At 39.2% G+C, this 15,583-nt stretch carries 12 protein-coding genes; all 12 read left to right on the top strand.

Annotation, left to right across the window (positions count from 1 at the left end; genetic code table 11):
- Positions 1-206 precede the first annotated feature (206 nt).
- The 12 genes from HPY74_00935 (at position 207) to HPY74_00880 (ending at position 14,886) form a co-directional block, all read left to right on the top strand.
- A complete protein-coding gene (locus HPY74_00935; protein ID NSW89242.1) occupies positions 207-1,577 on the top strand; it encodes a 2-isopropylmalate synthase in 1,371 nt (456 codons plus the stop codon).
- Between the two features lie 11 nt (positions 1,578-1,588).
- A complete protein-coding gene (locus tag HPY74_00930; GenBank protein ID NSW89241.1) occupies positions 1,589-3,517 on the top strand; it encodes an aconitate hydratase in 1,929 nt (642 codons plus the stop codon).
- A 61-nt stretch (positions 3,518-3,578) separates the two neighbouring features.
- On the top strand, positions 3,579-4,277 hold the full coding sequence (locus HPY74_00925) for a GntR family transcriptional regulator (protein NSW89240.1): 699 nt from the start codon (positions 3,579-3,581) through the stop codon (positions 4,275-4,277).
- Positions 4,278-4,292: 15 nt separating this feature from the next.
- A complete protein-coding gene (locus HPY74_00920; protein ID NSW89239.1) occupies positions 4,293-5,669 on the top strand; it encodes a citrate/2-methylcitrate synthase in 1,377 nt (458 codons plus the stop codon).
- A gap of 498 nt (positions 5,670-6,167) precedes the next feature.
- Entirely contained in the window at positions 6,168-6,965 is a 798-nt protein-coding gene (locus tag HPY74_00915; GenBank protein ID NSW89238.1) for a sugar phosphate isomerase/epimerase, read from the top strand.
- Positions 6,966-6,984: 19 nt separating this feature from the next.
- Positions 6,985-8,379 (top strand): sulfatase, encoded by a 1,395-nt coding sequence (locus tag HPY74_00910; GenBank protein NSW89237.1) that lies wholly within the window; start codon positions 6,985-6,987, stop codon positions 8,377-8,379.
- Positions 8,380-8,487: 108 nt separating this feature from the next.
- Positions 8,488-9,498 (top strand): Gfo/Idh/MocA family oxidoreductase, encoded by a 1,011-nt coding sequence (locus HPY74_00905; protein NSW89236.1) that lies wholly within the window; start codon positions 8,488-8,490, stop codon positions 9,496-9,498.
- Positions 9,499-9,578: 80 nt separating this feature from the next.
- The gene (locus HPY74_00900) at positions 9,579-10,445 is read left to right on the top strand and encodes a helix-turn-helix transcriptional regulator (GenBank protein NSW89235.1); all 867 of its coding nucleotides are present in this window, start codon (positions 9,579-9,581) and stop codon (positions 10,443-10,445) included.
- Between the two features lie 82 nt (positions 10,446-10,527).
- Positions 10,528-11,625: a Gfo/Idh/MocA family oxidoreductase gene (locus tag HPY74_00895; GenBank protein NSW89234.1), complete on the top strand. Its 1,098-nt coding sequence runs from the start codon at positions 10,528-10,530 to the stop codon at positions 11,623-11,625.
- Positions 11,626-11,709: 84 nt separating this feature from the next.
- Complete coding sequence (locus HPY74_00890) at positions 11,710-12,981, top strand: ABC transporter substrate-binding protein (GenBank protein NSW89233.1); 1,272 nt, start codon at positions 11,710-11,712, stop codon at positions 12,979-12,981.
- A 145-nt stretch (positions 12,982-13,126) separates the two neighbouring features.
- On the top strand, positions 13,127-14,014 hold the full coding sequence (locus HPY74_00885; GenBank protein ID NSW89232.1) for a sugar ABC transporter permease: 888 nt from the start codon (positions 13,127-13,129) through the stop codon (positions 14,012-14,014).
- Positions 14,015-14,022: 8 nt separating this feature from the next.
- Complete coding sequence (locus HPY74_00880; GenBank protein NSW89231.1) at positions 14,023-14,886, top strand: carbohydrate ABC transporter permease; 864 nt, start codon at positions 14,023-14,025, stop codon at positions 14,884-14,886.
- Positions 14,887-15,583: the final 697 nt, after the last annotated feature.

The following is a 15,583-nucleotide window of genomic DNA, read 5'->3' as shown; positions in this document are numbered from 1 at the left end:
ATCAACATAAAAAACTCTTGACAAGATTTATTTGCCTGTATACAATTATACACATATACATTTTTGGAGCTACTTAATATTCGACTACCCGCTACTTAAAGTGGTGGGTTTACGTGATGTCTGAATTTACTTTTGTCGACTTTTAGTCGAAAGTATAGCTCCTGTACTTTAGTGCAGGCGTTGATAAGTGTTAAGGGGGGAGTATAGTGATAAAATTTAATAAAAAAACCAACACACTGGAGCAAACCTTATATAAGTATTCTTTGCAAGATGTGGCAGAGCCTAACTTATATAGGGACATATTTACCTATCATGAAATACCTAAGTGTACTTTTAACCATAGAAAAGTCCCCATGTTTCCTCCTGATGAAATCTGGATAACGGATACTACTTTCAGAGATGGGCAGCAGTCCAGAGCACCATATACTGTTGAGCAAATAGTAACCCTTTTTGATTTTTTACATAGATTGGGAGGTCCTAACGGTATAATACGTCAGACTGAATTTTTCTTATATAGTAATAGAGATAAACAGGCTGTTTACAAATGTATGGAAAGAGGTTATGAGTATCCCGAGGTAACAGGCTGGATAAGAGCAACCAAGAAAGACTTTCAGTTGGCAAAGGAAATGGGAGTCAAGGAATGTGGCATTTTAGTAAGCTGTTCCGACTACCATATTTTCAAAAAACTTAATATGAGCAGAAAACAAGCCCTTGACCATTATCTTGATATAATAAAAGATGCTATTGATGCAGGAATAAAACCCAGATGCCATTTTGAAGATATTACAAGGGCAGATTTCTATGGATTTGTTGTTCCTTTTGCCATTGAACTTAGAAATCTTATGGATGAATTAAAAATGCCGATAAAAATCCGGGCATGTGATACCTTGGGTTACGGTGTCCCATATCCGGGCGCAGCACTGCCTAGGTCGGTACCGGGAATTATATACGGACTTACACATCATGCAGGGTTTCCTAGTGAACTGATTGAATGGCATGGGCATAACGATTTTTATAAAGCTGTGGTCAATTCTGCTATAGCCTGGCTGTACGGAGCTTCAAGCGTTAATTGTTCATTCCTTGGTATTGGAGAACGTACAGGCAACACTCCTTTGGAAGCCATGGTAATTGAGTATGCCCAGCTAAGGGGGACAACAGATGGTATGGATACCACTGTTATAACTGAAATTGCTGAATACTATGAAAAAGAAATTGGTTACAAAATACCGGAAAGGACACCTTTTGTAGGAAGGCATTTTAATGTAACCCAGGCCGGTATCCATGCAGACGGTATATTTAAAGATGAGGAAATATACAATATATTTGATACGACCTTATTATTAAAAAGACCTGCAGGAGTTGCCATCAACCAATTTTCAGGCCTTGCAGGGATAGCCTACTGGATAAACTCCTTTCTCGGTTTATCCGGAAGCAAGAGAATTGATAAAAGAGATGAGAGGGTTATTAAAATTAAGGAGTGGATTGACAAACAATATGAAGACGGGCGTGTTACTGCAATTGGTGACGACGAATTTGTCGAGGTAATCAAGGAACTAGCGCCGGACATTCTTGACTAGGAGGTACGATAATGAAGTTGAATTTAGCGCAAAAAATCATAAAAGAGCATTTAATAAGTGGAGAAATGACACCGGGCAAAGAAATAGCCATAAGAATAGACCAGACTCTTACCCAGGATTCTACCGGGACCATGGCATATTTACAGTTTGAGACTATGGGAATTCCCCGTGTCAGGACCAAAAAGTCTGTTGCTTATATAGATCACAATACTTTACAGACAGGTTTCGAAAATGCGGATGACCATAAATTTATCCAGACGGTTGCTGCTAAATACGGGATATACTTTTCAAAGCCGGGAAATGGTATATGCCACCAGGTCCATCTTGAAAGGTTCGGTATGCCGGGTATGACCCTCTTGGGATCTGATAGCCACACACCCACAGCCGGTGGATTGGGTATGCTTGCTATAGGGGCAGGAGGGCTCGATGTGGCAGTGGCTATGGGTGGAGGAGCATATTATCTGACTATGCCTGAAGTTTACAGAGTTAATTTAAAAGGTTCTTTAAGACCCTGGGTATCCGCTAAAGATATTATTCTTGAAATATTGAGGATACTTACTGTAAAAGGTGGTGTAGGCAAAATTATTGAATATTCGGGGGAAGGGGTCAAAACTCTTACTGTCCCTGAAAGAGCCACTATAACAAATATGGGGGCGGAGTTGGGTGCTACGACATCAATATTCCCAAGCGACGAGGTTACAAGGGAATTTCTGAAAGCCCAGGGCAGGGAAGAGGATTGGGTAGAGCTTAAAGCGGATGAGGACGCAGAATATCATGGGGAACTGGAAATAGATTTGGACCTACTGGAACCTATGGCTGCTCAGCCTCACAGCCCGGATAACGTCGCTAAAGTTAAGGATATAGGGAAAATAAAAGTAGACCAAGTAGCTATAGGAAGCTGTACAAACTCATCATATATTGACATGATGAAAGTGGCTTCAATTTTAAAAGGAAGGAAAGTACATCCTGATGTAAGCCTTGTTATATCTCCCGGTTCAAAACAGGTATTAACAATGCTTGCCCAAAATGGGGCACTTGCTGACATGGTAGCTGCCGGCTCGAGGATATTAGAGTCCGCTTGTGGACCATGTATAGGTATGGGGCAGGCACCTGCATCAAATGCAGTATCTTTGCGTACCTTTAACAGGAATTTTGAAGGAAGAAGCGGTACAGTATCAGCAAAAGTATATCTTGTGAGCCCTGAAGTTGCTGCTGTAAGTGCAATAACAGGTGTATTGACCGACCCGCGCGAGTATGGGCAGGAACCTAAAATAACAATGCCAGAAAAATTTTTAATAAATGACAATATGATTATACCTCCTGCACCGGACGGTAAAGATGTTAAAGTCGTAAGGGGGCCAAACATAAAACCCTTCCCTATTAATAAAGAACTTGCAGATAAAGTTGAAGGCAAAGTTCTGATAAAAGTAGGAGACAATATAACTACAGACCATATTATGCCTTCAAATGCAAAACTCCTTCCTTTTAGATCCAATATTCCTTATTTGGCAGATTATTGCTTAACGCCTTGTGACCCTGAATTTCCAAAAAAGGCGAAGGAAAATGGGGGCGGCTTTATTGTTGGAGGATCTAACTACGGACAGGGCTCAAGCCGTGAACATGCAGCGCTGGTGCCTTTATACCTGGGAGTAAAAGGTGTTATAGCTAAATCTTTTGCCAGGATACACATGGCAAACCTCGTAAACTCAGGTATACTGCCTATGACTTTCGTAGATGAAGGGGATTATGACAATCTCGACATGGGCGATGAACTTATTCTCGAAAATGCAAGGGAACAGATAAAAAATGGGTCTGAACTGGTTATTTTAAACAAGACAAAGGACAGAAAGTTTAAGGTAAAAGTTACATTATCGGAAAGACAGGTAGAAATAATTCTTGCCGGAGGGTTATTAAATTACACCAGAAAACAGAATGAATAATGTGAGGGTAAATAAATAATCTATAAAAACTAATAAGAGCTAATAAATGGAGGAGACGATTATGCTTAAAATTGAATATAATGATGACAGTGATGCTGGGAATCCGCTTGGTGCAAGGGTTTTCAAGCGGCTTCAGAACGACATTATTAACGGAAAGTACCAGCCCGGAGATTATTTAGTAGAAACAAAGCTGTCTAAAGAACTTGGCGTAAGCAGAACTCCAATACGAGAGGCATTAAAACAGCTTGAGCTCGAAGGCCTTGTTAAATCTATACCTGGTAAAGGAGTAGTGGTACAGGGAATATCTAACAAAGATATTGAAGATATTTATACAATACGAATGATGATAGAAGGGCTTGCTGCCAGATGGGCTGCAGAAAATATTACGCAGGAGGAATTAGAAGAGTTAAAAGAAATACTGGAACTTGAAGAGTTTTACACTTTAAAAGGTAGAAACACAAGCAATCTACTCAAATTGGATTCAAGGTTCCATGATATACTATTCAGAGCCAGTAAAAGCAGGCCGCTTATGTATATTTTAAGCACTTTCCACCATTATGCCCAACGAGCCAGAGGCGCTTCTTTAGAAATTCCGGGAAGATCACAGAAAACTTTTGAAGAGCATAAAGCTATTTTTCAGGCCTTAGCAGCAAGAGAACCTGAATTGGCAGAACGGCTTACGACAGAGCATGTTAAAAATGCAACAATTAATCTTATGAAAAAAGGAAAGTATGAATGTAATAAAGATGAAAAAACATAGAAGGAGGAGTAATTAATGGTATATAATAAGTTAACAGATGAAGTCAAAATTAAAAACATCATAAATAATTTGGCTACTTTGGCAGAAAAAAACAATCGAATAGATCCTGAATTATACGGGAAGCATAATGTGAAAATTGGGTTAAGAAACAGTGATGGTACAGGCGTGCTTGTTGGGTTAACTGAGATAGGTGATGTCCACGCGTATGTGATGGAGGATAATAAAAAAATACCTGTTGAAGGGAAACTTATTTATAGAGGTATTGATATCAGCGAAATGGTAGAGGGTTTTCAAAAAGAAAAAAGATTCGGATTTGAAGAATGCTGTTATCTTTTGTTGTTTGGAGAGCTTCCGAAAAGAGAGGAGCTCGAAGAATTCAAATGGTTGTTGGCGGAGCATAGAGAACTCCCCAATGGATTCACTCGAGACTTGATTTTAAAAGCCCCTAGTAAAGATATAATGAACAAGTTGGCAAGAAGTGTCCTTGCGGCTTATTCTTATGACGAAAATCCCGATGATACCTGTATAACCAATGTGGTACGCCAAAGCATAGAGTTAATAGCACAGTTTCCTACTCTTGCAGCTTATGGATATCAAGCCCTGGCCCATTATTACAAAGGTAAAAGCCTTTATATTCATAAACCACAACGTCATTTAAGCACTGCTGAGAACATACTGCATATGATAAGGCCTGATAGCAAATATACACAAAGTGAAGCTGAAATTCTTGACCTTGCCCTTGTGCTCCATGCAGAACATGGAGGAGGCAATAATTCAACCTTTACAATCCATGTTGTAAGCTCTACAGGGACAGATACTTATTCTGCCATAGCTGCCGGTTTAGGTTCTCTTAAGGGTCCAAAACATGGTGGAGCAAACATAAAAGTAATGATGATGATGGATGACATTAAGAATAATGTAAAAGACTGGGAAGATGAAGAAGAACTCGAAAGATACCTGGAAAAGATTATTAATAAAGAGGCTTTTGACAAATCAGGATTAATTTATGGTATGGGCCATGCAGTATATACACTTTCTGACCCGAGGGCGGTAATATTAAAGAAAAAAGCTGAAGAACTTGCAATGGAAAAAGGTTTTGAAGAAGAATTCAGACTTTTTGAAAGGGTTGAGAAATTATCGCCAAAAGTTTTCCACAAGGCTAAAAATACAAATAAACCCATGTGTGCAAATGTAGACTTTTATTCCGGCTTTGTATATAAAATGCTGGATATTCCTGTGGAATTATATGCACCGATCTTTGCTATTGCCAGGGTTGCTGGATGGTGTGCCCACAGGATAGAAGAGCTGGTTGACGGAAGCAAAATAATAAGGCCTGCTTACAGGAATGTAGCTGCGCCTAAAAAATATATACCTTTGGATGAGAGACAATGATTTTTAAACTACCGGGAGTACAAAGCTTATTTAGCCTTGTACTCCCGGTTCATATAAGCTAAATTTAATTACGCTATATTACTTTATAGCTTTAACGCTTTGTTACTTAATGTAATTTGCCGATTCCCGGACTACCGGATGGTCAGACTCGACAACATCACTATCTATTTTCTTTGTATTTTGTCCATAATAAGTTCTCAATATTATTTTGCAAAAACATAATGGATTATGCATATTCCGTAACGATATTAGAACAAATCAAGTAATTTAATTGAAGAGTAATTTTATTCGCTGTATAATTAAGATGGCATTATTAATGGATGCATAATATTAATTAAAAATTTGAATTTTGTCCTTTCTTTAAATATCTTTAATAAAATACTCTCAGTTGTTGGATTTCAATAAAAGACATTATGTTTCAGGGAAAAAAGGAAGGATAAAGAAAGGATTATAAATAATTTAATTTGAAAGGAGTGAATGCCCAAAAGGGTGAGAACGATGATAAAACTTGGAGTAAATACTGTACTTTTCAAAGCGTATTCTCTTAAAGAGGCGGCAAAAGCGATCAAAGCAGCAGGTTATGATGGTCTGGAGATTTCTGCTATTAAAGGTATGTGCGAGCATTTAAACCTTGATAATTGGAAAGCACAAAAGGAAGATATTAAGGCAGTTATGGAAGAATTCGGACTCATGATGTTGTCATCCGAGGTAGCCTCCCTTGACGAAGACAGGCTTATGAAGGCATTTGAAGCAGCCAAGGAAATAGGTATCCCGGTTATTAACATCGGGCCGGGAGGAAAAGCTGACGATGAAGAGAGTCTTAAAGCAAGCCTTGACACCATTGCAAAAATGTCTGAAAAAGCTGAAGAATTCGGTGTTACTCTTTGCGTAAAAGCCCATGTAGGTGCAGCAATATATAATACTCCTACAACGCTTAAAGCTATGGGTTATATAAAAAGTCCTGCTTTTGGTATTGACATGGACCCAAGTCACATTTACCGTGCGGGAGAGTTTCCGGAAGAAGCACTGCCCCAAGTAATAAGCAGGGTAAAGCATATACATATCCGTGATTGTAAAGGCCGGGGTCCCAGTCCGGGTGAACCTGCATTGCAAGCATGCGGCAGAGGTGATATAAACCTGTTTGGTTATTTTAAAGCAATGGTGGATGCCGGATATGATGGGCCTGTTTGCCTGGAAGTTATCGGCCCTGGACAGGACATGATTGCTGCATCCATTATTGCGGCTGAAAGTTATGGGTATATGAATGCATGTCTTAAAATACTTGGAGCAAGATAAAATGAAAGGAGATATAAGTATGGCTAAAAAACCTAATTTAGTGTTATTCGGAATTGACAGCCTAAGGTCTGACCATATGAGCCTTTACGGCTATGAGCACCTTACTACACCCCATATAGATAAATATGCCCAGGGAGGTATAGTGTTTGAGCACTGTTTTAGCCCTAGTGTACCTACTACATCAGGTTATGGCTCTATGCTTACCGGTATGGATTGCTTCGGAACAAATATTGTAGCTTTAAGACATAAAGGCGGAATTGCAGATGGAATAAAAACTCTGGCAGAGGTACTTAATGAAAACGGGTACAATTCCACATGTATTGGATTTGGCGGTAATCCTGCATCCCGTGGCTTTGGCAAGTATATTGAATATGAGGCCTGGGGTTCCTGGGAAAAGGGACGCTCACCAAAAGCTGAAAATCTCAACAAGGTAGCTATTCCCGAATTGGAACGCCTTGCAAAGGAAGACAAACCGTTCTTCCTTTTTATGCGCCACATGGACCCTCATTCTCCATATCTTCCTCCAGAACCATTTCACAGAATATTCTATGGCGGAAATGAGTTTGACCCAAATAATAAATCCCTTGAACCTGTATATCAGTTTAAGCCTTTCAGGGACTATTTCTTGACCTGGTTCCCACCGGGATGCACCGATAAGGATTATATAATTGCCCAGTACGATGGTGCAATTGCTTATATGGATGCCTGCATACAGAATATCCTAACCAAACTGGAAGCTTTGGGCATTGAAGGCGAAACCCTGGTTGTTATTACATCCGACCATGGGGAAACTCTCTATGACCATGACTGTTACTTTGATCATCACGGACTTTATGATTGTACGTTGACTGTCCCCTTGGTGCTGCGTTTCCCGGGAAAACTTCCTGAAGGGAAGAGGTATACGGATTATTGCCAGCTTAAGGATATTATGCCTACAATTTTGGAGATCCTGGGAATTGATACCGGTATTCGTTTCGATGGAAGAAGTCTTATGCCTTTAACAAGGGGTGAGTATAGGGAGCCGGAACCGGAATTCTATATCACCGAATGTACATGGATGAGAAAGCATGGTTGGAGAACTCCCGAATGGAAACTTATCCGTGCCTTGGAGCCGGATTTCCACTTCAAGCCTGAAGTAGAGCTTTATAATTTAATTAAGGACCCGGAAGAAAATAATAATGTTGCTGAAAAAGAACCTGGAGTTGTAAAGATGCTTGAGGAACGTATGTTTCAACATATAGCAAAACGTGAAAAGGAAACCGGAAGGGAAAATCCCATGTATAACAATCTTGATTGGCATGGAAAAGGGTGCGGGCCTTTTAAGACATCACAGCAGGCATATGATGCTCTTCACATAGGCGACCCTGAGGCTGCAAAAAAACTTCAGGCTATGCTTGCCCAGAAAAAGGATTAGTTTTTGTGACGGAAGCGGGAATAATTATGAATAATTGCGAGTGAATATCCGAGTGAATATCAATGTTAATATAAATAAAGGTCAATAAAAATGAAAGAAGGACTATAAATGCTAAGAGTATGTGTTATCGGAATGGGTAACATAGGAAACACCCACGCAAGTGTTTATACAGAGTGTAAAGACGTTGAACTCGTAGGTGTCTGTGATATCATCCGGGAGAGGGCGGAAGCTGCCGGCAAAAAGTTTGGTGTTCCCTGGTATCCGGATGCGGAAAAAATGCTTAATGAATTAAAACCGGATATCTGCAGTGTCACTACAGGAGGATTCGAATATTCAAGTGATCATTATCTGCCCACAATACAGGCTCTTGAAGCAGGTTGCCACGTATTATGTGAAAAGCCTATTTGCAATGACCTTGAAAAGGCACAAATAATGGTGGATACGGCAAAAAGGTTAAACAGGTGCTTTGCCATCAACTTAAACCATCGGTTTACTCCTGCAGCGCGCATTGTAAAACAGTGGCAGGATGAAGGGCATTTGGGGCACCTGCTGTTTATAAATATGGCATTATGGATAGGAAGGTTTGATCCCTCTTTTGACTCCGAATATTATCACCTCAAAGCCCTTAACCCACATAGTGTGGATATCATGCGCTATTTTGGCGGTGATGTTGATACCGTCCACTGCTTTGCAACCAAGGCACCGGGCAGGGATATCTGGTCAACCGCTTCTATAAACGTTAAATTTAAGAATGGAGCTGTTGGCCATTTGACAAGCTCATATGACATAAAGCGGGGACACCCGATGGAACGTTGCGAGGTTGCAGGTACAAAAGGGCGTGCAGTACTTGAGGATATGTGGAGGGAGGCTGTCCTTTATCCTGCTGACAGCCTTGTAAAGCAGGTTTACACCAATCCTGTATTTGGAGGATTCCGTGACTTCTATGATACATTTCGCGATAGGATTACCTGCTTTGTAAACCAAGTGGCAAGGGGCGATAGGCCTGAAGATATTGATGGCTCCGGTGAACATGGCCTTGAGGCAAGCCGTGTAATTCATGCAGCTATAGAATCTATTAAAACAGGGCTACCCATTAAGGTAGAAACTGTTAAGAGATAGTGGAAACTATTAAGTTATTAACAAACGTTAAAGAAAAAGAGAAAAGAGAAAAGAGAAGAAAAAGGAGCAAGTGAAGGATAATGGCTGTTTTGGGAAAAGAAGAAAACATCCTGGATTTTGAAGATAGAGACTTTCCTATTGCAATTATGGATACGGAACATCATGGCAAGGTATGGTTGCACAGCCATTCCTTCTTTGAAATAGTTTATATTGACAAAGGTTTTTCCATGCATTCATGCAATGATGAAACAACCATCCTTACATCCGGCGATTTATTTACCATAAGGCCCGGTGAAGTACATGCATATATAAGCGCCCATCATACCTATTTATACAATTGCCTGTTTTATATGGAGGCTTTAGACGGATTTTCTTCAGAAATCGTTAAACTACCCGGTATGAGCCAGATACTGGGCGAACGGCAGTCTAAATGGGAAAAACTTCATTTGGATTTTGCTGAAAGGCGTGAAGTTTTACTTTGCCTTGAAAAAATGAAGTGGGAACAGGTTAACCGCGGTATTGGATGGGAACTTAATATGAAAAGCCTTTTGGTAAGTTTTTTGGTATTGTACTCAAGACTATACAGCAACCATTATTCCGGTACAAATGTAAATAACAAAGTGTACTTGCCTCATATTTATAACGCTTTAAAGTTTATGGAGGAGAACTACCAGCGGGATTTCTTAATGAAAGAAATGGCAAGCATGGTCAAATTATCACCTGACTATATATCGCGTCAATTTAAAAATGCAGTGGGTTTATCTCCTGTTGAATACTTGCGTAATTACAGAATTGCAAAGGCCATGGAAAAACTTAAAACAACAAATATGCCTGTTGCGGAGATTGCAAGGAGTGCAGGATTTGGTGATATAAGCAATTTTTCACGGCAATTTAAGCAAGTTGTGGGTGTTTCACCTACAGTATTTCGTAAAAATGAAGAAAATTAAAATTTATTTCCTAGAATTAAAAATTTATTTACGAAGTCAATATATATATTTTTAACTATATTTTGAAAGGTGGGAATTTTATATGGCTCTAAAAATAGGTATAGTAGGAATGGGCGGCATAGGAAATCTCCATGCTGAGTGTTATAACAAAGACCCTCTCGCAGAGCTTACGGCAGTATGCGATATTATAAAAGAAAAGGCAGATGCTGCTGCTGAAAGGCATGGGGTTAAGGCATACTACAGCTTGAAGGAAATGCTGAAAGCCCATCCTGAGTTAGATATTATTGATGTTACCACCAGCGGTTATGAAAATGGCAGCTGGCACTATGTTCCTGTTATGGAAGCTATTGATGCAGGAAAGCATGTCCTGGTAGAAAAACCCATATCCAATGATATTAGTGAAGCAAGGGAAATGGTACGCTTTGCGGCAGAAAAGGATGTTTACCTTGGATGTAATTTAAACCACTATTTCACCCAGCCGGCAGATAAAGCGAAACAATATATAAAAGAGGGAAAAGTTGGTGAGCCGGTATATTGCCTTCATAAAATGGGCTTTAACGGCGGGGAGGCAACTTATGGAGGAGTAGGAAGCCCAAGGTGGCAGCGCCCGTATTCCCATGTAAAGGCGTTTCTTGCCCATCCTTTTAGTGTTATGCGCTATTTTTGCGGAGATATTACGCATGTACAGGCATTTATGAATAAACCCGGTGTAAGGAAAAGCGCAGATGACCTGATGCTTTCTATCAACAGCATACATGTCCGCTTTGAAAACGGAAGTGTAGGATATTTACTGTCCCAGCGCGGTGATGCGATGTTTGGCCTGGGAGGCTGGTGGAGCTTTGAAATGGCAGGTACAAAAGGCACTTTTTGTATTGAAAACTGTGTTGAAAAACTTACCTTCTGGGCATCGCCAAAGCCTGGGGAGAAGGAAGCGCCGGCTCCTGAAGTTTTCAATACGGGAATTACCGATTTTAACTCAACCTTCCCCACAAGGCTCCATGCATTCCTTGAAGATATTACGAACGGGGTGCCAAAGGAATTTATAAGGGCATCAGGCAGGGATGCTTTGGCAACACTGGAATATACATTTGCTGCAATAACTTCTTATGAAGAAGGCGGCGCACTAGTACGGCCCAACAGGTTGCCTAACATCCACGGCCATCCGTCTGTTGTGTGGTAATAAGCAAAATTGATGAGTAAGTAAGGATGGTTTTTACCGGACTATCCCCGAAAATCCGTTTAGAGAAGAGAAGGAGGACAAAAAATGAAGAAAATAAAGAGAATAATAACAGTATCATTAGTAATTATGATGGTTTTAGCAAATTTAATACTTTTTTCCTCTTGTGGAAGCAAAAATGATAATAATTATAATAAAGATATAGTAACATTAACCTTTTTACGTATAGGTAACGATACACCTGAAGCGGATTATTGGAAATCTCTTATCAAAGAATTCGAATTAAAGAACCCAAATATCAAAATCCAATATGATGATGCTGCGATAGGTGAACCCATGGAAACCAAACTTAACACACTTTTTGCAGGAGGTGCAGGTCCTGATATTATCGGGCATGGTATTATTTCTGTAGCAAACAGGGTTGAAGCAGGTCATTATCAGCCTATTACGGATTACTATTCAAAATGGGAAGGCAAGGACGATATAATGGAAAGTGTACTTGCCAATGGTACCTATAAGGGCGAAATATATGGTCTTGCATATTCTACCACACCGTTTGTCTTTGCATATCGCAAGGATATGTTTGAAGAAGCCGGCATTGACCCCGAAAAACCACCAAGAACATGGGATGAGCTAAGAGATTATGCCAGGCTTCTGACTGTAAAGGAAGGTGACAGGATAACTCGGGCAGGTTTTGCATTTCCAATGGCAGCAGGAAATTTTGTTGAATTCGATGTTTTTGTTTTCGGCAACGGCGGTAAATATGTTGATGACGATGGCATGCCTATAATTAATACACCTGAAAAAGCAGAAGCTTTCGAGTTTTTGAAGAGCTTTATTGACGAAGTAAATATCCCGTACAACAGCAATGAAGTAAATCCTTTTATTAAAGGAAATGCTGCCATGACACTGATAAATAACGTTGCTTTGCGGCCTATGCTGGAAGATGCCGATTTGAAAGAGAAAGTGGCTATCGCTGTACCGCCGTATAACAAAAAGAAGGCATCATTCTGTGGGTGTAACATGCTCTTTATGGGCTCCGGATGTAAAAATAGAGATGAGGCATGGAAATTCATTGAAATGGCTTTAACGAAGGAACAGGTGCTTGAACGCAGTAAAAGGCTAAATATACCTGTTACGAGGAAATCCCTTGTTGACGAATTCGCAAAGCTGGATCCATACAATTCGGTAAGGGCCGAATGTGTTGAGGTTGGTATAGGCATGCCCAGGACTACCTGGTCTCCCAGGTTCCAGACCTTGAGGAATGAAATGGTACAAAAAGTGCTTTATTCAAAGGTATCAATTGAAGAGGCTTTAAATGAAGCACAAAACAAATTACTGGAAGATATAAAAAAATGATAAGACATAAAGAGATGATAAGATATAAGCAGAGATGATAAGATATAAAGAAATGAAACAGTAAAAGGAGAGGGCAATGAAGGGTGTATCAAGAAAACTTGGCATAACATGGAATTACACCGGACTAAAGTGCAGGTATGCACATATGACCAAAAAAAAGATCAAAATCAGAAGCGATGATATAGAAGCATATGCCATGATAACACCCTTTTTTGCCTTTTTTATCCTTTTTGTATTGGTGCCTATAGTTACTAATTTTATAAATAGTTTTACAAACTACGACCTTGGAAAAACAAGGGATTTTGTTGGCTTGAATAACTATATTAAATTATTCAGTGATAAGGACTTTCTCCGTTCCATATGGAATACTTTAATTTACGCAGCATTTAGTGTAGTGCCTCTCATGGTTTTTGGCTTTATTGCCGCAGTTGCAGTTAACGGGATGTCAAAAGTATTTTATATGGTAAGAGCGCTTTATATATTTCCTTATGTGACCTCCATGGTTGCAGTGTCCATGGTATGGCTTTATATGTACGAACCTACAACGGGAATATTTAACAAAATACTTATAGCTTTAGGATTTCAACCTTTAAAGTGGTTATTTGATGAACACCTGGCATTACCATGCCTTATTATTATGAATATCTGGAAAAATATAGGATATGTGATGATAATTTACCTGGCAGGGCTTGCAAATATTCCTGCAAGCTTATATGAAGCAGGCAAAGTTGACGGTGCTTCGCAATTTGCAATGCTATTCAAAATTACCGTACCCATGGTATCACCAATTTCCTTTTTTATATTTGTTACAACTTGTATCGAATCCTTTAAAACCTTTGAACAGGTACGGATTATGACTGGCGGGGGGCCAATCAACAGCACTACGACAATTGTTCATCAAATATATATGCGCGCTTTTAGCGAGTATAAAATGGGGTATGCATCGGCAATGTCCATAGTACTTTTGGTAATTATTTTTGGAATTACCCTTTTAAATATGCGCATTGGAGAAGGAAAAGAGCAGGAGGATTGACAACAGAAATGAAAGACACCATATATAAATTGTTAACCTGGCTTGTGGTATTGCTGTTTACCATTATCATAGGAATACCGTTTTTTATTATGATTTCGGCATCTCTTCAGACAATGAAAGAGATATATTCGCCGGAGTTGTTGTTATTTCCCCAAAAACCCCAATTCATTAACTATATTAAAGCAATGACAAATGGTTCTTGGGGCAGATACTTCTTTAACAGTATATATATTACTATAATTGTAGTTATTATAAGCCTTTTCATCAATTCCATGACAGGATATGTTTTTGCCCGCATCAAATTTAAGGGCAGACATTTATTATTTGTGCTGCTGCTCATAGGTATGATGATTCCACCCCAGGTTACAATGGTCCCGCTTTTTATTATGATGAAAAGATTTCCCCTTGCAGGCGGGAACAATATATTAGGTATAGGCGGAAGGGGATTAATAAACACATACGCCGGGCTTATAATACCGTTTATTGCCGGCTCTTTCGGTGTTTTTCTTTGCCGGCAGTTTTATATAACTTTTCCTCAAGATATTGATAATTCGGCCAGGATTGATGGGTGCAGCAGGTTTATGACGTTTGTTAGAATATATCTGCCTCTTTCTAAACCAATCCTGGCATCGCTGGGTATACTAAAATTTACAGGAACATGGAATGAATATACATGGCCACTTATAATGACCAACTCTGACAGCATGAAAACTGTTCAAATAGCTCTTACAATGTTCAGGGATGAAGCAGAGATTATATGGAACCAGCTCATGGCTGCAACAGTTGTGTCCAGCTTTATAATATACGTTCTATTTATATGCTTGCAGAAATATTTTATAGCGGGCATTTTAAGCGGCAGTGTAAAGGAGTAAAGAAGAATTATTCAACTAAAAGACTTTTGTTTTACTTATGCAATATCTCCCCTTTCCATGGACTATATAATTACCAGAGGATGTTAATAATAGTTAACGCATCAGGTGATGACCTTGATGAAATAAGAATTAGAGTGGCAGCTCAAATTCCTCAATAAAACCTGGCTACAAGCCTATGATTGTCTATAAGCTGATGATTTGCAGCATTTTCTAAAGCACATCTGCAGTTTGGGTTAATCTAAATTGCTGCACAACCATAACTATAAAAAAATCACATTGACAGATAATAGTATAACAAATATAATATAATTATCTTATTATTTTATGCAACAAATAAAATATTAAATTTAAGTAATTAATAAGCGTTGGTTTATAGCACGAACTAGAAAGGTTAAATAAGCAGGTAGTCTTAAAAGCTCTATGGAAGCTAAAGTTTTAACTAAAGTTCTAATATAAGAAATGTGAGTTATATCCGTATACAAGAAAGCGAAAACCGGGTGATGAGAAAAAAACTGCTCAAATAATGCCTGAGGATTTGATGAATAATCCGCCCAGGGTTTCCAAGTTGTAGACCTGTGCATACAAGAAAGGCCATGACATATAATTTTAGGATTTTGGTGTACCTGGTTTAATAATGGTTGTACTAAATTTAGGTTTGGAGGGGTTATTATGGCTTATAAGGGTGTAGAGGCTACAG

The sequence above is a fragment of the Bacillota bacterium genome (assembly GCA_013314855.1).
In the GTDB taxonomy this organism is placed as follows: domain Bacteria; phylum Bacillota; class Clostridia; order Acetivibrionales; family DUMC01; genus Ch48.
The sequence above is the reverse complement of the archived record's forward strand: the minus strand, read 5'-3'. Positions and strand labels throughout refer to the sequence as shown.